The 22,971-nt window shown below is 67.1% G+C and carries 16 protein-coding genes; 15 read left to right on the plus strand and 1 reads right to left on the minus strand.

Annotated elements, in window-relative coordinates; all coding sequences use genetic code 11:
- Positions 1-77: 77 nt before the first annotated feature.
- From MKK62_RS07715 to MKK62_RS07760, 10 genes are all read left to right on the plus strand, one after another.
- Entirely contained in the window at positions 78-2,069 is a 1,992-nt protein-coding gene (locus MKK62_RS07715) for a DUF6541 family protein (RefSeq protein ID WP_240261627.1), read from the plus strand.
- A gap of 47 nt (positions 2,070-2,116) precedes the next feature.
- Positions 2,117-2,572: a bacterial proteasome activator family protein gene (locus MKK62_RS07720; RefSeq protein WP_240264251.1), complete on the plus strand. Its 456-nt coding sequence runs from the start codon at positions 2,117-2,119 to the stop codon at positions 2,570-2,572.
- Positions 2,573-2,579: 7 nt separating this feature from the next.
- A complete protein-coding gene (gene wzt, locus MKK62_RS07725) occupies positions 2,580-3,377 on the plus strand; it encodes a galactan export ABC transporter ATP-binding subunit Wzt/RfbE (protein WP_240261626.1) in 798 nt (265 codons plus the stop codon).
- 70 nt (positions 3,378-3,447) lie between these two features.
- Complete coding sequence (gene glfT1, locus MKK62_RS07730) at positions 3,448-4,341, plus strand: galactofuranosyltransferase GlfT1 (RefSeq protein WP_434085077.1); 894 nt, start codon at positions 3,448-3,450, stop codon at positions 4,339-4,341.
- 60 nt (positions 4,342-4,401) lie between these two features.
- Positions 4,402-5,232: a galactan export ABC transporter permease subunit Wzm/RfbD gene (wzm, locus tag MKK62_RS07735; protein ID WP_240261625.1), complete on the plus strand. Its 831-nt coding sequence runs from the start codon at positions 4,402-4,404 to the stop codon at positions 5,230-5,232.
- A 117-nt stretch (positions 5,233-5,349) separates the two neighbouring features.
- Positions 5,350-5,763 (plus strand): GtrA family protein, encoded by a 414-nt coding sequence (locus MKK62_RS07740; RefSeq protein ID WP_240261624.1) that lies wholly within the window; start codon positions 5,350-5,352, stop codon positions 5,761-5,763.
- A 109-nt stretch (positions 5,764-5,872) separates the two neighbouring features.
- A complete protein-coding gene (gene dprE1, locus MKK62_RS07745; protein WP_240261623.1) occupies positions 5,873-7,255 on the plus strand; it encodes a decaprenylphosphoryl-beta-D-ribose oxidase in 1,383 nt (460 codons plus the stop codon).
- Positions 7,256-8,038, plus strand: a complete 783-nt coding sequence (gene dprE2, locus MKK62_RS07750; protein ID WP_240261622.1) for a decaprenylphospho-beta-D-erythro-pentofuranosid-2-ulose 2-reductase — start codon at positions 7,256-7,258, stop codon at positions 8,036-8,038.
- Positions 8,039-9,910: a galactan 5-O-arabinofuranosyltransferase gene (locus MKK62_RS07755; RefSeq protein ID WP_240261621.1), complete on the plus strand. Its 1,872-nt coding sequence runs from the start codon at positions 8,039-8,041 to the stop codon at positions 9,908-9,910.
- A 287-nt stretch (positions 9,911-10,197) separates the two neighbouring features.
- On the plus strand, positions 10,198-13,431 hold the full coding sequence (locus MKK62_RS07760; protein WP_240264249.1) for an arabinosyltransferase domain-containing protein: 3,234 nt from the start codon (positions 10,198-10,200) through the stop codon (positions 13,429-13,431).
- A gap of 109 nt (positions 13,432-13,540) precedes the next feature.
- Here the strand turns inward: MKK62_RS07760 and MKK62_RS07765 are convergent, their stop codons facing one another.
- Positions 13,541-14,953, minus strand: coding sequence for an MFS transporter (locus MKK62_RS07765; RefSeq protein WP_240261620.1), 1,413 nt, complete (start codon positions 14,951-14,953; stop codon positions 13,541-13,543).
- A 357-nt stretch (positions 14,954-15,310) separates the two neighbouring features.
- Between MKK62_RS07765 and MKK62_RS07770 the strand changes: the two genes are divergently transcribed.
- The 5 genes from MKK62_RS07770 to MKK62_RS07790 all read left to right on the plus strand — a co-directional run bounded on the left by MKK62_RS07770 (position 15,311) and on the right by MKK62_RS07790 (position 22,949).
- Complete coding sequence (locus MKK62_RS07770; RefSeq protein WP_240261619.1) at positions 15,311-18,589, plus strand: arabinosyltransferase domain-containing protein; 3,279 nt, start codon at positions 15,311-15,313, stop codon at positions 18,587-18,589.
- Entirely contained in the window at positions 18,586-21,777 is a 3,192-nt protein-coding gene (locus MKK62_RS07775; protein WP_240261618.1) for an arabinosyltransferase domain-containing protein, read from the plus strand. Before MKK62_RS07770 ends, MKK62_RS07775 begins: the two co-directional genes overlap by 4 nt.
- A 101-nt stretch (positions 21,778-21,878) precedes the next feature.
- Complete coding sequence (gene mbp1 / locus MKK62_RS07780; protein ID WP_240261617.1) at positions 21,879-22,106, plus strand: microaggregate-binding protein 1; 228 nt, start codon at positions 21,879-21,881, stop codon at positions 22,104-22,106.
- A 133-nt stretch (positions 22,107-22,239) separates the two neighbouring features.
- Positions 22,240-22,362, plus strand: a complete 123-nt coding sequence (locus MKK62_RS07785; RefSeq protein WP_260060473.1) for a hypothetical protein — start codon at positions 22,240-22,242, stop codon at positions 22,360-22,362.
- A gap of 89 nt (positions 22,363-22,451) precedes the next feature.
- Positions 22,452-22,949, plus strand: a complete 498-nt coding sequence (locus MKK62_RS07790; protein ID WP_240261616.1) for a hypothetical protein — start codon at positions 22,452-22,454, stop codon at positions 22,947-22,949.
- Positions 22,950-22,971: the final 22 nt, after the last annotated feature.

Genomic DNA, 22,971 nt, shown 5'->3' on the forward strand with positions numbered 1-22,971 from the left:
AAACCGTGACGGTAGCGGGCGCCCGATTGCGTCCCCGCCGTCCATAGCCAGGTCACCCGGGCAGCCATACTAGTCGCGTGGGGCTGTGCTTCGGAACGCTGATCGCATTGTTTTTGCTCATCGTCCCCGGGGCCATCGTCGGAAGAATCACCCAGCTCACGTGGCCGATCGCCATCGCGGTAGGCCCGGCGCTGACGTATGGCGTTGTGGCGCTGGCGATCATCCCGTTCGGGGCGCTCGGAATCCCGTGGAACGGTTGGACAGCCCTGGCCGCCCTCGCCGCAGTGTGCGTCGTGATGATCGGTCTGCAGCCGTTGCTGTCCCGCTACCGTGACGCCGCCGCGGAGGCCTTGGGTATCGACCGCCGCCAGGCGTTGACCGTCGCGGCCGGGGTGTTGCTGGGCGCGCTGCTGATCATGTGGGCGGCCTATCGCGGCCTGGTGCACTGGCAGTCGATTCCCAGCACCTGGGACGCGGTCTGGCACGCCAACACGGTCCGCTTCATCCTCGACACCGGCCAGGCCTCGTCGACGCAGATGGGAGAGCTGCGCAATGTCGAGACACACCAGCCGCTGTACTACCCCTCGGTGTTCCATGCGTTGACAGCGGTCTACTGCCAACTCACCGGCGCGGCACCGACGACCGGTTACACCCTCAGCTCGGTCGCCGCGGCGGTCTGGCTGTTCCCGACCAGCGCCGCGATGCTCACCTGGCATCTGCTTCGCGCCCGGACGCCCTACGCCGCCGGTGTGGCCGCGACCGCGGCGGCGCTGTCGGCGTCGTTTACATCGGTGCCCTATGTCGAGTTCGGGACGGCGGCGATGCCGAACCTGGCGGCGTATGGCGTTGCGATCCCGACGTTCGTCCTGGTGGTCTCGACGTTGGGACACCGCGACCGTATCCCGGCGGCGGTGCTGGCCCTCGTCGGCGTCTTCTCGGTACATCTCACCGGCGGCTTCGTGGTGATCCTGTTCGCGGCGGCGTGGTGGCTGATGGATGCGTGGTGGCATCCGGTACGCGGCCGGCTCGCGGACCTGCTGACGCTGTCGGCGTCGGCGGCGCCGGCATTGCTGATCCTGGCGCCGCAGTTCTACGGCGTGGCCAAACAGGCCGACATCATCGCCGGTCACGCGTTTCCCAGCTTCAAGACCGTCAAGCAGGGCGTGATCGATGCGCTGTTGCTGCACACCCGCCACCTCAACGATTTCCCGACGCAGTACGCGCTGGTCGCGCTGAGCGGTCTCGGCATGCTGATCCTGCTGTACAAGAAGGTGTGGTGGCCACCGGTGGTCTGGCTGATGCTGACCGTCGCGACGATCTACTCGGGCGCGCCGTTCCACAATCCACTGGGCACCGCGATCGAGCAGTTCAGTCAGTTCTTCTACAACGATCCGCGCCGCCTCTCGGCCGTGGTGACGATGCTGGTGACGCCGATGGCAGCGATCGCGGTGTTCGCATTGGTGGTCGGGGCGGTTGCGCTGGCCCGCAAGGTCGTCACTGCTCCCGAGGCCGTATGGGTGTCGACGACTGTCGGGCTACTGGTATTGACCACAGTGCTGAGCGGCAGACACTACCTCTACCGGCACCTGGTGTTGTTCGGCGACAAATACGACCAGGTGATGATCAACCAGCAAGACCTCGACGCGATGGCCCACCTGGCCTCGCTGCCAGGCGCCAGGGACACGCTGATCGGCAACTCGAATGTCGACGGCACCGCATGGATGTACGCGGTCGCCGACCTGCATCCGCTGTGGACGCACTACGACTTCCCACAGCAAACCGGCCCGGGCTACTACCGCTACATCTTCTGGGCCTATGCCGATGCAGACGCGCTGCCAGGGGTACCCCCCGACAAGCGGGCGCTGGTGCCTGAAGCAGTCGGGGCACTCAACATCCGCTACATCCTGACCAGCGCGCCCACGGTTCGGGGGTTCAAGGTCCCCGACGGACTAGTGTCAATAGACCGATCGAAGTGGTGGACCAAGATCTACGACAACGGTGCGGCCTGGATCTACGAATGGCGCGGGCCTCAGCGCGCTCCTACTACTCCCAAAGGTGAGAAGCATTGAGTAACAACGACGACATCGAGGTCATCGGCGGCGTCGACCCCCGTCTCATGGCAGCAGCGCAGGACGACGACAATGACCGCTCGATCACAGACCTGGTCGAGCAGCCCGCCAAGGTGATGCGGATCGGCACCATGATCAAGCAGTTGCTCGAGGAGGTGCGCGCGGCACCGCTGGACGACGCCAGCCGTAACCGGCTGCGCGAGATCCACGCCACCAGCATCCGTGAACTTGAAGACGGGCTGGCCCCGGAACTGCGCGAGGAGCTCGAACGGCTCACCCTGCCGTTCACCGAGGGCAGCGTCCCCTCGGATGCCGAGCTGCGTATTGCCCAGGCCCAGCTGGTCGGCTGGTTGGAGGGGCTGTTCCACGGCATCCAGACGGCGCTGTTCGCCCAGCAGATGGCAGCCCGCGCGCAGCTCGAGCAGATGCGCGAGCAACGTGGCCTGCCACCCGGCAGCGGCGGTCACGCGCGACCCGGCTCCGGCACCGGGCAATATCTGTAGGCAACCGGTGACATCGACGGGTCCGCACATCGAAACCCACGACGCGTGGGTCGAGTTTCCGATCTTCGACGCCAAGTCGCGCTCGCTGAAGAAGACCTTCTTAGGCGGCTCGATCGGCCGCAACGCGTCCAACGTGGTGGTCATCGAGGCGCTGCGGGACATCACGATGTCGCTGGAACTCGGTGATCGGGTCGGACTGGTCGGCCACAACGGGGCCGGAAAATCGACGCTGCTGCGGCTGCTTTCGGGCATTTACGAGCCCACCCGTGGTTCGGCGATCGTCCGGGGCCGGGTGGCACCGGTATTCGACCTCGGCGTCGGGATGGACCCCGAGATCTCGGGCTACGAGAACATCATCATCCGGGGCCTGTTCCTGGGGCAAACCCGCAAACAGATGCTGGCGAAGGTCGACGAGATCGCGGACTTCACCGAGCTCGGTGACTACCTGTCGATGCCGCTGCGCACATACTCCACCGGCATGCGGGTGCGGTTGGCGATGGGCGTCGTCACCAGCATCGACCCCGAGATCCTGCTGCTCGATGAGGGGATCGGCGCCGTCGACGCCGACTTCTTGAAGAAGGCGCAGACGCGATTGCAGAGCCTGGTCGAGCGCTCCGGAATCCTGGTGTTCGCAAGCCATTCGAACGAGTTCCTGGCCCGGCTGTGCAAGACCGCAATGTGGATCGACCACGGCGTGATCCGGCAGACCGGCAGCATCGAAGACGTCGTGCGGGCCTACGAGGGTGAGGACGCGGCCCGTCACGTCCGCGAGGTGCTGGCCGAAACGGAACGCGACAGCGTATGAGTTCCGCCGGCGACACGAACCGGCGCGCCGCATGAGCGACGCCAATGCTGAGGAGCGGCGCATAAGCCCGATGGTGGTTGCCGTCGTGGTGACTCACCGGCGCGCCGACCTGCTCGCGAAGTCGCTGGACGTGCTGAGCAGCCAGAGTCGCCCGCTGGACCAGCTGATCGTGGTCGACAACGCCGCCGAGGAACGCGTGCGCGATCTGGTTGCCGGACAACCCGTCCCGACGACCTACCTGCCCTCGCGCCGAAACCTCGGCGGCGCCGGCGGTTTCGCGCTCGGCATCCTGCACGCGCTGGCGTTAGGCGCCGACTGGGTGTGGTTGGCCGACGACGACGGCCACCCGCAGGACGGCGAGGTGCTGGCCACGCTGCTGGCCTGTGCCGACAAACATCGGCTGGCCGAGGTGTCACCGATGGTGTGCAACGCTGACGAGCCGGAGAAGCTGGCATTTCCGTTGCGGCGCGGCTTGGTCTGGCGTCGACGGGTCAGCGAACTGCGCAGTGAGCCCGGCCAGGATCTGCTGCCGGGCATCGCGTCGTTGTTCAACGGCGCGCTGTTCCGGGCGTCGGCGTTCGAGGCCGTCGGGGTTCCGGACCTGCGGCTGTTCGTCCGCGGCGACGAAGTCGAGATGCATCGTCGACTGGTCCGCTCCGGACTGGCGTTCGGGACCTGTCTGGACACAGCGTATCTGCACCCGTGCGGCTCGGCGGAATTCAAGCCGATCCTGGGCGGCCGGATGCACACGCAATATCCCGACGACGAGACCAAGCGCTACTTCACCTATCGCAACCGCGGCTACCTGATGGCGCAGCCGGGTCTGCGTAAATTGCTCCTCCAGGAGTGGATCCGGTTCGGCTGGTTCTTCCTGATCTCCCGTCGTGACCCCAAAGGTCTGCTGGAATGGCTGCGGCTGCGCCGGCTGGGCCGCCGGGAACAGTTCGAAAGGCCCTCTCAATGACCCGCGCCGACGACGGTAAACAGGGCAGTGCGATCCGGATAGGCCAGGAGGAGTGGCGCCATGACCATCGCTGATGTCGCGGCCCAGTCGAAGACGATGACCCGGGCCTGGGGTGACCTGGTCGACGGCTACCGCCGCCGCGAGCTGTGGCTGCATCTGGGCTGGCAGGACATCAAGCAGCGCTACCGCCGGTCGGTGCTGGGGCCGTTCTGGATCACGATCGCGACCGGCACCACCGCGGTGGCGATGGGCGGCCTGTATTCCAAGCTGTTTCATCTACAGCTGTCGGTGCATCTGCCCTACGTCACGCTCGGGCTGATCATCTGGAATCTGATCAACGCCTCGATCCTTGAGGGCGCGGAGGTGTTCGTCGCCAACGAGGGGCTGATCAAGCAGCTGCCGACGCCGCTGAGCGTGCACGTCTACCGGTTGGTGTGGCGACAGATGATCCTGTTCGCGCACAACATCGTCATCTACGTGGTCATCGCGATCATCTATCCCAAGCCGTGGTCGTGGGCCGATCTCGCGGTGATCCCGGCGTTGGGGCTGATCGTATTGAACTGTGTCTGGGTGTCGCTCTGCTTCGGCATCCTGGCCACGCGTTTCCGCGACATTGGGCCGCTGCTGTTCTCGATCGTGCAGCTGCTGTTCTTCATGACCCCGATCATTTGGAACGACGACACCCTGCGCGCGCAGGGGGCCGGGCAATGGTCGAAGATCGTCGAGCTCAACCCGCTGCTGCATTACCTGGATCTGGTGCGGGCACCGCTGCTGGGCGCTCACCAGGAATTGCGGCACTGGGTCGTCGTGATCGGGCTGACGGTGCTGGGTTGGCTGGTGGCGGCCTTCGCGATGCGCCAGTACCGGGCCCGGGTCGCTTACTGGGTGTAGCTGGCCAGCTTCTGGCCGTGCTTCTGGCCGCGAGACGAAAACCGGGGCTGTGATCTGCGCAAAACCACGACCATGGCTGCTGTTTCGCGGACCGAGGCCGCCGTAGACTCTGCGCCGATGGCTGAGATCGCGGCGAGCACCCCATTGCCGCTGAAGACACAGGCGTGGCGATTCATCGTCACCGGCGGGTTTTCGGCGATCGTCGACTTCGGCCTGTACGTCTTGCTGTACAAGGCCTTCGGCGTGCAAGTCGACCTGGCTAAATCCCTCAGTTTCATCGCGGGCACGACGACGGCATACCTGATCAACCGGCGCTGGACATTTCAAGCGCCGCCGAGTCGTTCGCGGCTGATCGCGGTCTGGGCCCTGTACGGGCTCACCTATTGCGTACAGGTCGGCATGAACCACGGCTTCCTGGCGCTATTTCACTACAGCGCGTGGGCGGTGCCGGCCGCATTCGTGATCGCGCAGGGCACCGCGACGGTCATCAACTTCGTCGTGCAGCGATCGGTGATCTTCCGGCTGCGCTAACGGCCCGGCAGCGCATCGCCCGAGTGTAGGTGCCGGTCAGGTCACGAAAGCACTGTCTACCGCCACGACTGCAAGGTCCGCACCCCACGGGCGGGTACCCTCTTTGACGATGTTGAGCAGCGACATTCCCACCACACGAACCAGGCTGACGGGCTTCGGCCGAACCGCGCCGTCGGTCGCGGAGGTGCTGTCGACGCGGGACACCGAGCTGATCGCCAAGGCGGTCGGCCAGGTCGCCGACGCGGGAGGCCGGGGTGTGATCGCGCGCGGGCTGGGCCGCTCCTACGGTGACAACGCCCAAAACGGCGGTGGTCTGGTGATCGACATGACGCCGCTGAACAGGATCCACTCGATCGCATCCGACACCCGGCTGGCCGACGTCGACGCCGGCGTCAGCCTGGATCAGTTGATGAAGGCGGCGCTGCCGTTCGGGCTGTGGGTTCCGGTGCTGCCCGGCACCCGGCAAGTCACCGTCGGCGGCGCGATCGCCTGCGACATCCACGGCAAGAACCACCACAGCGCGGGCAGCTTCGGCAACCACGTGGTCTCGATGGAGTTGCTCACGGCCGACGGCCAGATCCGCCACCTCACGCCGGACGGGGAAGACGCCGAGCTGTTCTGGGCCACCGTCGGAGGCAACGGGCTGACCGGCATTGTGCTGCGAGCGGTGATCGAGATGACACCGACCGAGACCGCCTACTTCATCGCCGACGGCATCGCGACACATGACCTCGACGAGACGGTCGCGGTCCACCTCGACGGCACCGAGGACAACTACACGTACTCCAGCGCCTGGTTCGACCTGATCAGCCCGCCGCCCAAGCTCGGCCGCGCCGCGATCAGCCGCGGCAGCCTGGCCAAGCTGGATCAGCTACCGCCGAAGCTGGCCAAAAACCCGTTGAAATTTGATGCGCCGCAACTACTTTCGGTTCCAAATATCTTCCCGGTCAGCGCAATGAACAAATTGTCGTTCACGGCGATCGGCGAGGTCTACTACCGGCTCGGCGGCACCTACACCGGCAAGGTCCAGAACTTGTCGCAGTTCTACCACATGCTGGATCTCGTCAGCGGCTGGAATTATGCTTATGGGCCAACGGGTTTCGCGCAGCACCAGTTCCTCGTGCCCCCGGATGCGCTCGAGGAGTTCAAAGCGATCATCCGCTGGATCCAGACTCGCGGCCACTACTCGGCCCTCAACGTCTTCAAGCTCTTCGGCCCGGGCAACCGCGCTCCGCTGAGCTTCCCGATGGCGGGCTGGAACGTCGCGATGGACTTCCCCAACAAGCCGGGTGTCAACGAATTCCTCAACGAACTCGACAGCCGTGTCATGGAATTCGGCGGCCGGGTCTACACGGCCAAGGATTCCCGGACCACCGCGGACAATTTCCATGCCATGTATCCCCGAATCGACGAGTGGATTGCGGTGCGCCGCAAGGTCGATCCGACCGGAGTGTTCGTCTCCGACATGGCCCGACGTTTGGAGCTGCTTTAGATGGTGCTTGACGCCGTGGGGAACCCCCAGGCCATTCTGCTGCTGGGCGGCACATCCGAGATCGGCCTGGCGATCTGTGAGCGCTACCTCCGTAACGCGCACGCGCGAATCGTGCTGGCCGACCTGCCCAACCATCCGGGCAAGGACAAAGCCGTCGCACAGATGAAGGCCGCGGGTGCCAAGTCGGTCGAGTGGATCGAGTTCGACGGCGTGGACACCGCGACCCACCCGAGTGTGATCGACGCCGCCTTCGCCGGCGGGGATATCGACGTGGCGATCGTCGCGTTCGGATTGCTCGGCAACGCCGAGGAGCTCTGGCAAGACCAGCGCAAGGCGGTCCAGATTGCCCAAGTCAATTACACCGCAGCGGTTTCCGTCGGCGTACTGCTGGGCGAGAAGATGCGCGCGCAGGGCTTCGGTCGCATCATCGCGATGAGCTCGGTCGCCGGCGAGCGGGTCCGCCGGTCGAACTTCGTCTACGGCTCCACCAAGGCCGGGCTCGACGGCTTCTACCTCGGGCTCGGAGAAGCGTTGCGCGACTACGGGGTTCGTGTCCTGGTCATCCGGCCGGGTCAGGTCCGCACCTCCACCACCCTCGAGCACTGGAAGTCGACCGGAGCCAAGGAGGCGCCGTTCACCGTCGACAAGGAATTCGTCGCGGAGCTCGCGGTGACCTCGGCCGCAAAGGGCAAGGAACTCGTCTGGGCGCCGGGCCCGGTTCGCTACCTGATGACCGTGCTGCGTCACATTCCGCGGCCGATCTTCCGCAAGTTGCCCCTCTAGATGCGCAATGCGCTGGCCACCGTCGGCCACATGGTGATCGCGGTCGCGATCGCAGCGGCGGTCTCGGTGGTGTCGCTGACCGCGATCGCCCGGGTGCAGTGGCCGGCCTTCCCGTCGTCGAACCAGCTGCATGCGCTCACCACAGTGGGCCAGGTCGGCTGCATCGCCGGATTGTTGTGCGTGGGTTGGTGGTGGCGGCGCGGCACATGGCGGTGGCTGGCCCAGCCTTTGGCACTGGTGTTCGTCTCCGCGTTTTCGGTGGTGACGCTCGGCATGCCGCTGGGCGCGACCAAGCTGTACCTGTTCGGCATCTCGGTCGACCAGCAATTTCGCACCGAATACCTGACGCGGCTCACCGACAGCCCCGCGCTGCACGACATGACGTATTTCGGCCTGCCGGCCTTTTACCCGCCCGGCTGGTTCTGGGTCGGAGGCCGGGTCGCCGCGCTGACCGGCACGTCTGGCTGGGAGACGTTCAAGCCGTGGGCGATCACGTCGATCACCATCGCGATCGCGGTCGCGATGGTGCTGTGGTCACGAATGATCCGCTTCGAGTACGCGCTGATCGTCACGGCCGCGACAGCGGCGATGACGCTGGCCTACAGCTCCCCCGAGCCGTACTCGGCGATGATCACCGTGCTGCTACCCCCAGTGATGGTCCTGGCGTGGTCGGGCCTGCGAGGCGGCGTCCGCTCGGGCGGGTGGGCCGCGGTGGTCGGCGTCGGGCTGTTCCTGGGCGCCGCCGCCACCTGCTACACGCTGCTGCCGGCCTACTGCGCATTCACCGTGCTGTTGATGGCGCTGACGTTGTCGGCGGCCCGCCGGCGCGACGGCCTCAAAGCGGCGCTGGATCCACTCGTCCGGCTCGCCCTCATCGGCGCCATCGCGGCGGCGGGCGCGTCCATCACCTGGTTGCCGTTCCTGCTGCGCGCCGCCCACGACCCGGTGAGCAACAGCGGCAGCGCCTTTCACTACCTGCCGGCCGACGGCGCAGCGCTGACCTTTCCGATGCTGACGTTCACATTGGTGGGGGCGCTGTGCCTGCTCGGGACGTTGTGGCTAGTAGTCCGCGCGCACGACTCGGTGCGCGCGGGCGGGCTGACCATCGCCGTGCTGGCCGTCTACCTGTGGTCGCTGCTGTCGATGCTGGCCACCCTGGCCCGCACCACGTTGCTGTCGTTCCGGCTGCAGCCGACCCTCACGGTGTTGCTCGCCACGGCTGGCGTCTTCGGCTTTGTCGAAGTCACTCGAGCGCTTGCCGAGCGGAATCGGGCTTGGTTGCCGGTCGCGGCGGCAACCGGGCTGGCCGCAGCGATCGCGTTCAGCCAGGACATCCCCGACGTGCTGCGGCCCGACCTGACCATCGCCTACACCGACACCGACGGCCACGGTCAGCGCGGTGACCGCCGCCCGCCCAGCTCGGAGAAGTTCTACTCGCAGATCGACGCCGCGATCACACAGGCGACCGGTCGGCCCCGCGACCAGACGGTGGTGTTGACCGCCGACTACAGCTTCCTGTCCTACTACCCCTACTACGGCTTCCAGAGTCTGACGTCGCACTACGCCAACCCGCTGGCGCAGTTCGACAAGCGGGCTGCCGCAATCAAGGAGTGGGCGAAGCTCAAGTCGGCCGATCCGTTCGTCCACGCGCTGGACACCCTGCCGTGGGCACCGCCCACCGTGTTCCTGATGCGCCACGGCGGCGCGGCCGGCGCGGCCAGCACCTACACCCTGCGACTGGCCGAGGACGTCTACCCGAACCAGCCCAACGTGCGCCGTTACACCGTCGAGCTGAACGCCGCGATTTTCGACGATCCGCGGTTCAGCGTGACCAAGGTCGGGCCCTTCGTTCTGGCCGTTCGCAAACCCTGATGGCTACCGAGGGGACCGATGCCGGGCAACTAGCATCTAGCACCGTGGACCGCGCCGTCGACGATGCAGAGCGAAGCGATGAGGAGGAGCGGCGCCATGTGCCCGCCGTCGACGATGCAGAGCGAAGCGATGAGGAGGAGCGGCGCCATGTGCCCGCCGTCGACGACGCAGAGCGAAGCGATGAGGAGGAGCGGCGCCATGTGCCCGCCGTCGACGACGCAGAGCGAAGCGATGAGGAGGAGCGGCGCACCGTGGACCGCGCCGTCGACGATAAGCAGAGCAGTGCGATCCGGGAGGGTCAGAAGGGGCCGCGCTCGAGCCACGACACGCCGGACAAGAGCTATCGGGCTGCCCGATACGTCGCCGTCATCGCCGGTCTACTGGGCACGCTGCTGGCCATCGCAACGCCGCTGCTGCCGGTCAAACAGACCACCGCGCAACTGAACTGGCCCCAAAACGGCGTACTCGGCAGCGTCGAGGCCCCGCTGATCGGCTACGTCGCCACCGACCTCAACATCAGCATCCCGTGCCAGGCCGCCGCCGACCTCGGTGGCCCCAACAAAACCGTGCTGCTGTCGACCGTGCCCAAGCAGGCGCCCAAGGCGGTTGACCGCGGCCTGCTGATCGAGCGGGCCAACGACGACCTGGTGCTGGTCGTCCGCAATGTGCCGCTGGTGGTCGCGCCGCTGAGCCAGGTGTTGAGCCCCGCCTGCCAGAGGCTGGTGTTCACCGCCCACGCCGACCGGGTGATCGGCGAGTTCGTCGGGCTCACCCAGGGCCCCAACGCCGAGCACCCGGGCGCGCCACTGCGCGGTGAGCGCAGCGGCTACGACTTTCGGCCGCAGATCGTCGGCGTCTTCACCGACCTGACTGGGCCGGCTCCGCCGGGGCTGACGTTCTCGGCCACCATCGACACCCGCTACAGCAGTTCGCCGACGCCGCTGAAGATGGCGGCGATGGTGCTGGGCGTCGTGCTGACCCTGGCGGCTCTGGTGGCGCTGCACATCCTGGACACCTCCGACGGCACCCGGCACCGGCGCTTCCTGCCGCCGCGCTGGTGGTCGCTGAGCGGACTGGACGGGCTGGTCACCCTGACCCTGGTGTGGTGGCATTTTGTCGGGGCCAACACCGCCGACGACGGCTACATCCTGACCATGGCCCGGGTCTCCGAGCACGCAGGCTACATGGCCAATTACTACCGCTGGCTGGGCACTCCGGAGGCGCCGTTCGGCTGGTACTACGACCTGCTCGCGCTGTGGGCGCACGTCACCACCGCGAGCATCTGGATGCGGCTGCCCACCTTGCTCATGGCGCTGGCCTGTTGGTGGGTGATCAGCCGGGAAGTGATCCCGCGACTGGGTCACGCGGTCAAGACCTCACGCGCGGCGGCGTGGACGGCGGCCGGGACGTTCCTGGCGGTATGGCTGCCGCTGGACAACGGCCTGCGACCAGAGCCGATCATCGCGGTGGGCATCTTGTTGACCTGGTGCTCGGTCGAGCGTGCAGTGGCCACCAGCCGGCTGCTGCCGGTGGCGGCGGCGTGCATCATCGGCGCGCTGACGTTGTTCTCCGGACCGACGGGCATCGCCTCGATCGGCGCGCTGCTGGTGGCGGTCGGCCCGCTGCGCACGATCATCCACCGCCGCTCGCGGCGGTTCGGTGTGCTGCCGCTGCTGGCGCCGATCCTCGCCGCGGTCAGTGTGAACGCGATTTTGATTTTCCGCGACCAGACTCTCGCCGGCGAAATGCAGGCAACCTCGCTCAAGCGGGCGCTGGGTCCGAGCCTGAGCTGGTTCGACGAACACATCCGCTACGAGCGGCTGTTCATGGCCAGCCCCGACGGGTCGATCGCCCGGCGCTTCGCGCTGCTCGTGTTGCTGGTCGCTCTTGGCGTGGCGATCGCAATGACGTTGCGCAAGGGCCGAATCCCGGGCACCGCGGCCGGTCCCAGCCGTCGCATCATCGGCATCACGGTGATCTCGTTCATCGCGATGATGTTCACCCCCACCAAGTGGACACACCACTTCGGCGTCTTCGCCGGGCTGGCCGGTTCACTGGGCGCACTGGCCGCGGTGGCGGTGACCGCGACGGCGATGCGCTCGCGACGCAACCGGACGTTGTTCGCCTCGGTGGTGTTGTTCGTCGTGGCGCTGTCGTTCGCCAGCGTCAACGGTTGGTGGTATGTCTCGAACTTCGGTGTGCCGTGGTCAAATGCGTTCCCGCAGTGGCACTTCGGGTTCACCACCGGCTTCCTGGGATTGACGATTCTGGTTGCACTGCTGGCCGCTTGGTTGCACTTCGTCAAAAGCGACAGCGACGCCAATCCGCCCGCCGAGTCACGGCTGGGATCAATCATGCGCTCGCCGTTGGGGATTGCCGCCTGGGCGCTGGTGTTCTTCCAAGTGCTCTCGCTGACGCTGGGAATGACCGATCAGTACCCGGCCTGGTCGGTCGGTCGGTCCAACCTGCAGGCGCTGCTCGGTAAGACGTGTGGCCTGGCGACCGACGTGCTCGTCGAGCAGGACCCGAACGCCGGCATGCTCAAGCCGGTCTCCGGGGACGAGAAGGGCGCTTTGGCGGACGGTTACGCCGAGGGCTTCGACGCCAACGGCATTCCGTCCTCGGTGTCCGCCGACCCGGTGATGGAGCGCCCTGGCGATCGCAGCTTCGTCAGCGACGACGGCGAAACCACCAGCGGCGAGGCCGGCAACGAGGGCGGCACCACGCCGGCGGGCGGGATCAACGGCTCGCGCGCCCGGCTGCCCTACGGCCTCGACCCGGCCCACACCCCGGTGATGGGCAGCTGGCGGGCCGGCGTGCAGATGCCCGCGCGACTGCGGTCGGCCTGGTACAAGCTGCCACCGCGCGACCAGTCCGGTCCGCTGTTGGTGGTCTCGGCCGCCGGCCGGTTCAACTACGGCGAAGTCCGGATCCAGTGGGCCAACGACCAGCAGGCCGCCGAGAACAAGCCCGGCGGCTCGGCCGGTCTTGCCGACGTCGGCGCGGCGCCGGCCTGGCGTAACCTGCGCGCGCCGCTCTCCGAGTTGCCGCCCGACGCCACCCAGGTGCGCGTCGTCGTCACCGACGAGGACCTCGCCCCCATGCACTGGATCGCCGTCACCCCGCCGCGGATCCCGCATCTGCGCACTCTGCAACAGGTGGTCGGCTCGTCGGACCCAGTGCTGCTGGACTGGCTTGTCGGCCTGGCGTTCCCGTGCCAGCGGCCGTTCGGCCACCAGAACGGTGTCGACGAGGTGCCCAAGTGGCGCATCCTGCCGGACCGGTTCGGTGCCGAAGCCAACTCACCGGTGATGGACAAGAACGGTGGCGGCCCGCTCGGCGTGACGGAATTGCTGGTGCGCGCGGCGACGGTGTCGACGTACCTGAAGGATGACTGGTCTCGGGACTGGGGGGCGCTGCAACAACTCACGCCCTACTACCCGCACGCCGGACCCGCTCACCTCGACCTCGGGTCGGCGACCCGCAGCGGCCTGTGGAGCCCGGCCCCGCTGCGAGGTTAGGGACCAAGCCAACCGTTCGTCGCAAAGGCCGTGCCGAGTGTGTGGCCTGTGAACGGTTTGAAGCGCGTTTGCCTCCGTACGCCACCCGCTCGCCGGGTCGCTGAGCGGCCTAGTATGCGACCTGATGGCGACCTGCGCGGACCGCCGTGAGGGTCGCCGTCAGCGCGAGAAGCGCGAACACGGCGAAGGCCCAACGGGCCGCTGAGGCCCCACCACCGTCGACCAGATTGACCACGACGCCAGCCAGTCCGGCGCCGAACGCGCCGAAGATCAGCTGGACCGAGTTGATCGCGGTAGCGGCGGCGCCGCCTTCCGCGGGATCGTCGACGTCACTCATCGCCCACGCGGACAGATGCGGCCACGCGGCGCCGATGCCGACCCCGACGGCGAGCAGCGCCACCGCGCACAGGATGACGATGCCCGCGGTCGCATTCTGCACGTGGGTGACGCCGGCCACCGCCAAGCCACCGCCCATCAGGAGCGGTGCTCCGACAACGACAGCGACGATCGTGCGGGTCCTGTTAAGCGATCCGCTGATCAGCCCGCTGATCGTCCAGCCCAGCGACAGCGCCGCGCCCAGCAGCCCGGCCAGGATCGGTCCGAGGTGTGCCAGCCGCTGACCGAACAACGGCACGTACAAGTCGACTTTCGTCGCGGCGACCAGCAGACCCAGCGTCAGGTAGACCCATTTCAGCGGGCCGAAGCCATAGACGCTGGCGGGCAGGACCGCGGTGTCCATCCGGCGATCGACCACCAGGAACGCGCCGAGCAGCAGCGCGCTGACGATCAGCAGCCCCGCGGTAGCCAGTCTGTTGTGCGGCACCGACGCCACGCTGACCGTCAGCGCGGCAGCGCCAAGCAGTACGACGGACGGGACGGGGATGCGCGCCGAGTCGCGGTCGGGCTGTTCGGAGCCGTCCACGCTGAGCAGGCCGGGTGCCAACAGGCACATCGCCACGCTCAGCATCGCCAGCAGGCCGAATGCCCAGCGCCACGCCCCGATTTGGGCGAACAATCCACCCAGCGCCGGGCCCAGTAGCGCACCGATGCCCCAGGTCGAGGCGGCCAGGGCGCTACCCCGGCTCCACAATCTTCGCGGCAGGACCGCGTTGATCACCGCGAAACTCAGGCCGCAGAGCAGGCCTCCCGAGAGCCCCTGGAAGAACCGGCCGACCAGCAAAACTTCCATGTTGGGGGCGGCCGCGCAGACGAAGCTGCCGGCGGCCAGCACCGCGAAGCCCAGCAAGTACGAGATGCACGCACCGATGCGGTGCAGCAGCGCATTGACCGATGCTGCGGCGACCACCGACCCGACGAGGTACAGCGTTGTCACCCACACGTACATGCGCTCGCCGCCGATTTCGTCGATCGTGCTCGGCAGCATGCTGATCGTCAGGAACTCGTTGGTGGAATACAGCACCACGCCCCCGGCGACCACAGCGGTAGTTCGTGAATAGGGGGAGCTCCACAACTCACGCCAATGGCCGGTGGTGGATTGTTTCTCCTGCGTTAAATTCACCACCGCTGACTCACTAAACCATCTTTCGTGCGGGTAGTCGAACGCCCACCGACGCCGCGCGCAGCGTGGGAACCGGCAGAAAGCCGGCCGTTTGGCGCGCTGAGGTGCGCAATCGCCGGGCCCGCTTGTTATGAATTCGATATGGATCTTTGGACACATTTTGATGCCCCGGTCCGCCGGGTTGCAAACCGGGAGATAACGCTGGATCCGACTCGACGGCGAGACGCCGCGGCTCGCGTTAACGGATTGTTGCCCGACCGAGCGAAGCGCAGGGCCGCGGTCATTCGTTCCTGACGGGAGCGCCGCGCAATCCGGTTACCTCCGCAGCTACCCCAGGAGAGTCGCCTACCATCGTCCCTCGTGCCCCATGACGACAGTCAGCGATCCTCGATTCGGCTCGCCCGACTGGTCGCCATCGTCGCGGGAATCGCCGGCGCGCTGCTCTGCGCGCTGGTTCCACTACTTCCCGTCAAGCAGACGACGGCGACCGTGCTGTGGCCGCAGGGCCTCAAAGACGGGCACATCACCGACATCACCGCGCCGTTGGTGTCCGGCGCCCCCCGCGCACTGGACATCTCGATTCCGTGCTCCGCGATCGCCACGCTGCCCGCCGACGGCGGCCTGGTGGTGTCGACGCTCCCGGTGGCCGGATTCGAGACCGGGAAGAACGGCCTGTTCGTCCGGGCCAACAAGGACTCCGTCACCGTCGCGTTCCGCGATTCGGTCGCCGCTGCCGCGCCCAGGTCCGCGATCGCCGCGGGCGCGTGCAGCGCCTTGCACATCTGGGCAGACGCGGCCGGCGCCCACGCGGACTTCGCCGGGATTCCCGGCGCGGCCGGCACGTTGACCCCGGAGAAGAAGCCTGCGGTCGGCGGGATCTTCACCGATCTGACGGTGCCCGCTCAACCCGGGTTGTCGGCGCGCATCGACGTCGACACCCGCTTCATCGTGGCTCCCACGCTGCTGAAGACGGCGGTGATGGCGCTGGGCGTGCTCGCGGTGCTGGCGTCGATCGTCGCGCTCGGCGTCCTCGATCGGCGGTCGGGACACCGGACGCCGCGTAACTGGCGGCACCTCTTTTCTGGCGGCCTCACCACATGGCTGGCGGACGCCGGAGTGATCGGCACGCTGCTGCTCTGGCACGTGATCGGCGCGACGTCGTCGGACGACGGTTACAACCTGACCATGGCCCGGGTCTCCGGGCAGGCCGGCTATGTGGCCAATTACTACCGCTACTTCGGCGCCGCCGAGGCGCCGTTCGACTGGTATCAGTCGGTGCTCGCCCGGCTGGCGGCGGTAAGCACGGCCGGCGTGTGGATGCGACTGCCCGCGACGCTGGCTGCGATCGGCACCTGGCTGATCATCAGCCGGTACATGCTGCGGCGGCTGGGGCCTGGCCGAGGCAGTCTGGGCAGCAACCGTATTGCGGTGTGGACGGCGGCCGCGGTGTTCCTGGCGGCGTGGCTGCCGTTCAACAACGGACTACGGCCCGAACCGCTGATCGCGCTAGGCGTGGTCGCCACCTGGGTGCTGGCCGAGACTGCGATCGCCACCCGTCGGCTGGTGCCGGCCGCACTGGCGATCATCGTGGCGATGTTGTCCGCGACGCTGGCGCCGCAGGGCCTGATTGCCGTCGCGGCGTTGTTGGCCGCTGCCCGACCGATCGCACGAATCATCATGCGGCGCAAAGCCACTGACGGCTTACTCGCCCCCTTGGCGGTGCTGGCCGCTTCGTTGTCGCTGATCATCGTCGTCGTTTTCCGGTCGCAGACGCTGGCCACCGTCGCCGAGGCGGCGCGGATCAAGTACAAGGTCGGCCCGACCATTGCCTGGTATCAGGAATTCCTGCGCTACTACTTCCTCACGGTGGAGAGCAATGCAGAAGGCTCGATGACGCGCCGCTTCGCGGTGCTGATCATGCTGCTCTGCCTGTTCGGTGTGCTGGTCATTCTGCTTCGCCGCGGCAAGGTGCCAGGCGTGGCCGGCGGGCCGGCCTGGCGGCTGATCGGCACAACCGCGATCGGCCTGCTGCTGCTGCACTTCACACCCACCAAGTGGGCGATTCAGTTCGGCGCATTCGCCGGGCTTGCCGGCGCCCTCGGCGCCGTCACGGCGTACGCGCTGGCCCGGATCGGCCTGCACAACCGACGGAACCTGACGCTGTATGTGACCGCGCTGCTGTTCATGCTGGCGTGGGCGACGTCGGGCATCAACGGCTGGTTCTACGTCAACAACTACGGCGTCCCCTGGTACGACATTCAGCCGGTGATCGCGAGCCACCCGGTGACGTCGATGTTCCTGGCGCTGTCGATCGCCACTGGGCTGCTCGCCGCCTGGCAGCACTTCCGGATGGACTACGCCGGGCACACCGAAGTGGCCGACACCCGCCGCAACCGCGTGCTGGCCTCGACGCCGCTGCTGGTGGTCGCGGCGATCATGGTCTTCGGCGAGGTCGCGTCGCTGGGCAAAGGTGCTGTGCTGCGCTACCCGATGTACACCACCGGTAAGGCCAACTTTGCCGCCATCGCCTCTGGGCTCTCATCGTCCAGTTGCGCGATGGCCGACGACCTGCTGGCCGAGCCCGACCCGAATGAGGGCATGCTGCAACCGGTTCCGGGTCAGAAGTTCGGCCCGGACGGGCCGCTGGGCGGCGACAACCCGGTCGGTTTCACGCCGCAGGGCGTCGGCGACAACCTGCAGTCCGACCCGGTAGTGACCAAACCCGGCGTGGTGAACTCCGACGCGTCGCCCAACAAGCCGAACGCCTCGATCACCGACTCGGCCGGCACCGCCGGCGGCAAGGGACCCAAGGGCGTCAACGGCTCGCAGGCCGCGCTGCCGTTCGGCCTCGACCCGGCCCGCACGCCGGTGATGGGCAGCTACGGCGAGAACGCCCGCGCCGCCACCGCCACCTCGGCGTGGTACCAGCTGCCGCCCCGCACACCGGACCGGCCGCTGGTCGTCGTCGCCGCCTCGGGGGCCATCTGGTCGTACAAAGAGGACGGCGACTTCATGTACGGCCAGTCGCTCCGATTGCAGTGGGGCGCAACCAAACCCGACGGTAGTGTCCAACCGCTCGGCCTGATGTTCCCCATCGACATCGGCCCGCAGCCGGCCTGGCGCAACCTGCGCTTCCCGACGAGCTGGGCGCCGCCGGAGGCCAACGTCGCCCGGATCGTCGCCTACGACCCGAACCTCAGCGAGGACCAGTGGTTCGCGTTCACCCCGCCGCGGGTGCCGGTGATGAAGACCCTGCAGCAGCTGATCGGGCCGCAGAAGCCGGTGCTGATGGACATCGCGACGGCCGCGAATTTCCCGTGCCAGCGCCCTTTTTCGGAGCACCTCGGCATCGCCGAGTTGCCCGAGTACCGCATCCAGCCCGACCACAAGCAGACCTCGGCGTCGTCGAACCTGTGGCAGGCGTCCAAGTCGGGCGGCCCGTTCCTGTTCACCCAGGCACTGATGTGGACGTCGACCGTGCCCACCTATTTGAACGGCGATTGGTACCGCGACTGGGGTCAGGTCGAGCAGTACCACCGCTGGCTGCCGAATGACGTTGCCCCGCTGGCCGCCGTCGAACAGGGCGTCAGCACCGTGTACGGCTGGAGCCGACAAGGACCGATTCGAGCACTTCCGTGACCGCACAGACAGACAACGTCAAGGCGACGCGTTGGGTCGCCACCATCGCCGGCCTGATCGGCTTCCTGCTGTCGGTGGCCACCCCGTTGCTGCCGGTCGTGCAGACCACCGCTGACTTGAACTGGCCGCAGGATGGTCAGCTGAAAAGCGTGACGGCGCCGCTGATTTCGCTGACGCCCGTCGACTTCCACGCCACGGCGCCGTGTGAGATCGTCCGCCGCCTGCCGGCCGACGGCGGGGTGGTGCTCGGTACCGCGCCGCGAAAAGGCAAGGACGCCAACCTTCAAGCGCTGTTCATCGTCGTCAACAAACAGCGGGTCGACGTCACCGACCGCAACGTGGTGATCCTGTCGGTGCCGCGCGACCAGGTGGAATCCGCGCAATGCCAGCACATCGACGTCACCTCGACGACGGCCGGCACCTACGCCACCTTCGTCGGGCTGAAAGACGCCAGCGGCAAGGAGTTGCGCAGCGGCTACCCCGACCCCAATCTGCGTCCGCAGATCGTCGGGGTGTTCACCGATCTGGTTGGGCCCGCGCCGCCGGGGCTGACGATGTCGGCGACCATCGACACCCGGTTCTCCACCACGCCGACCACGCTGAAGCTCGTCGCGATGATCGGGGCAGTCCTGGCAACGATCGTCGCGCTGATCGCGCTGTGGCGCCTGGACCAGTTGGACGGTCACCGCATGCGCCGGTGGATACCGGCGAATTGGCGGACGTTCACCCTCGCCGACGCCACGATCATCTTCGGGTTCCTGTTGTGGTGGGTGATCGGGGCGAACTCCTCCGACGACGGATACATCTTGGGCATGGCCCGGGTCGCCGACCGGGCCGGCTACATGTCCAACTACTTCCGCTGGTTCGGCAGCCCGGAGGACCCGTTCGGTTGGTACTACAACCTGCTGGCCTACATGACCCATGTCAGCGACTCGAGCCTGTGGATGCGGTTGCCCGACTTGGTCGCTGGTCTGGTCTGTTGGCTGCTGCTGTCCCGTGAGGTGCTGCCCCGGTTGGGACCCGCCGTCACGCACAGCAAAGCCGCGAACTGGGCGGCCGGCCTGGTCCTGCTGACCGCGTGGATGCCGTTCGACAACGGCTTGCGACCCGAGCCGATCATCGCCGTCGGCTCGCTGATCACCTATGTGCTGATCGAGCGGTCCATGCGGTACAGCCGACTGACGCCGGCGGCGCTGGCGGTGATCACCGCGGCGTTCACCCTCGGCGTGCAGCCGACCGGTCTGATCGCGGTGGCCGCGTTGGTCGCCGGTGGTCGTCCGATCCTGCGAATCCTGGTCCGCCGCCATCGGGTGGTCGGCACCTGGCCGCTGGTCGCCCCGATGCTGGCGGCCGGCACGGTGATCCTCACGGTGGTGTTCGCCGACCAGACGCTGTCGACGGTGTTGGAAGCCACCAGAATTCGCACCGCGATTGGGCCCAGCCAGGCCTGGTACACCGAGAACCTGCGCTACTACTATCTGATTCTGCCCACCGTCGACGGTTCGCTGTCGCGCCGGTTCGGTTTCCTGATCACCGCACTGTGCCTGTTTACTGCGGTGTTCATCATGTTGCGGCGCAAGCGGGTTCGCGGCGTGGCGCGCGGCCCGGCCTGGCGGCTGATGGGCGTCATCTTCGGCACCATGTTCTTCCTGATGTTCACCCCGACCAAGTGGGTGCACCACTTCGGGCTGTTCGCCGCGGTGGGCGCGGCGATGGCCGCATTGACCACGACGCTGGTGTCGCCGGCCGTGCTGCGCTGGTCGCGTAACCGAATGGCATTCCTGGCCGCGCTGCTGTTCCTGCTGGCGCTGTGCTTCGCCACCACCAACGGCTGGTGGTACGTGTCGAGTTACGGCGTCCCGTTCAACGCGGCGATGCCGAAGATCGCCGGAATCAGCATCAGCACAATGTTTTTCGCGCTGTTCGTGGTGGTGGCGCTCTACGCGGCCTGGTTGCACTTCGCGCCTCGTGATCGCGGCGAAGGCACGGTCGCCCGGGCGCTGACCGCCGCGCCCATCCCGCTCGCCGCCGGTTTCATGGCGCTGGTGTTCGTCGCCTCGATGACGATCGGCATCGTCCGGCAGTACCCGACGTTCTCCAACGGATCGTCGAACATCCGGGCATTCGCCGGCGGATGCGGGCTGGCCGACGACGTCCTCGTGGAACCCGACCCGAACGTCGGCTTCATGACGCCGGGACCCGGCAATTACGGGGAACTGGGCCCGTTGGGCGGGACCAACCCGGTCGGCTTCACACCGAACGGCGTGCCGGACCACACCGTCGCCGAGGCCGTGGTGATGCATCCGAACCAGCCGGGCACCGACTACGACTGGGACGCTCCGGTGAAAACGCCGGCGGCGGGTATCAATGGCTCGACGGTGCCGCTGCCGTATGGCCTTGACCCGCAACGGGTTCCGGTGCTGGGCAGTTACACCACCGACGCGCAGCAGCAGAGCAAACTGGCCTCGGCGTGGTATCAGCTGCCGCCCGCCGACAGCGCTCATCCCCTGGTGGTGGTGACCGCCGCTGGCAAGATCGCGGGCAACAGCGTGCTGCATCACCACACCGACGGCCAGACCGTGGTCCTCGAGTACGGCAAGCCCGGACCGAACGGCGACGTGGTGCCGGCAGGCCGGCTGGTGCCCGACGACCTCTACGGCGAGCAGCCGAAGGCGTGGCGCAACCTGCGCTACCCCCGATCCTGGATCCCTTCGGACGCCGTCGCGGTCCGGGTGATCGCCGAAGACCTGTCACTGACGCCAGAAGACTGGATAGCCGTGACGCCGCCGCGGGTGCCCGAACTGCGCTCGGTGCAGGAGTACGTCGGGTCGACGCAGCCGGTGCTGCTGGACTGGGCGGTCGGATTGGCGTTCCCGTGCCAGCAACCGATGCTGCACGCCAACGGCGTCACCGACATTCCGAAGTTCCGCATCACGCCCGACTACACCGCTAAGAAGATGGACACCGACACCTGGGAAGACGGCGTCAACGGTGGCCTGCTGGGCATCACCGACCTGCTGCTGCGCGCCCACGTGATGGCCACGTATCTGTCCCACGACTGGGCCCGCGACTGGGGCTCACTGCGAAAATTCGACACCTTGGTCGACGCGCCCCCGGCGCGGCTGGACCTCGGTACGGCAACGCATTTTGGCTGGTGGTCACCCGGAAAGATCCGTATCAAGCCGTAGCGGTGAGCGGCATCACACTCGGGACAGGTCACAACGCGTGGGTTCTCCGGCGGTGGCGGGTATGAGCTACACATCCCGCCCCTGAGAAGAGAGGAACGAACGTGGCAAGTGGACCTGAAGAACTCGTCCGAGGCATCGTCGAAGACGTCCTCGGCAAGGCTAAAGAAATCCTCGGAATCGTCTTGAACCGTGATGGCCTCCGCGAGGAGGGTCGCGCCCAGCAGGACAAGGCGCGCGCCGCTCGCGACGTCGCGAAGAAGGAAGCAGAAGCCGCGTCCGCGCGAGGCGCAGAGAAGGCGGCTGAGGCTCGCGAGAAGTCTGCACAGTAACCTAAGCGATTGGGCGGCAAGGGCTTCGGCCCTGCCGCCCTTTTGCACGTCTGGGTGCAGCGCGAACCACCACGGGCCGATGATTCGGCGCCGAGGATCGCGGGTAGGCGTTGCTGACGCACAGGAGGAGGCGATGATGCGAGCTGAAGAAGGCGACGAATCCGTCAAGGACTACGCGGACGAAGCCGCGAAGGCAAAAAAGGAACTCCGGGAGTCGACCGAGTCCGGCGAGAAGGTTCAAAAGCAGGACGAGTGAGACGCGTGTCACATTAGCGCGCTGTGTGTAACGCATATCTCCGCTGGCCGCCATGGTGTCCTGGAGCCGACGACCGCGATACTTGACACATGTCTTTTAACATCCTGGCCCGCTGCGCGGCGCCCGTCGCGGTCGCGCTGGCCGGGACAGTGGTTCCTGGCCCAACCGGGCCGTCCTGGGCGGACGGCGGCACGGTGGTCCCGATGCGCAGCATCCTGCGCGCCTGCGACTTCACCCCGATCCCCGATCGGGCGTCGACCGACCGCGCGTCGGCAACCGCAGTCATCCACAACAACGGCGGCTCAGTATCGGCCGACGTGCACTTCGCCGAGCCTGGCGCGCCGAACACGCACTACGACGTCGCTCTCATCCAGGCGCCTCGGGCTTCAAATGCGCCATGCGACGGTCCCGGCCCCGGGGTCGCCGTCGGCTCGCTGAACACCGACGGTGCCGGCATCGCCAACACCACGGTCAGCGACGGCCTGCGTTCGGGCACGACCGGCGTGTGGCTGTTCATTCGGCAAGCGAATCCGTACTCGCAGAGCCCGCAGGAGTTCTACACCTCCGACTTCAAGGCGAGCGTCTGACGGCCCTATATGTCCGCAGTGC

Origin of the sequence: Mycobacterium paraterrae, assembly GCF_022430545.2 — a bacterium.
GTDB classification, from domain to species: Bacteria; Actinomycetota; Actinomycetes; order Mycobacteriales; family Mycobacteriaceae; genus Mycobacterium; species Mycobacterium paraterrae.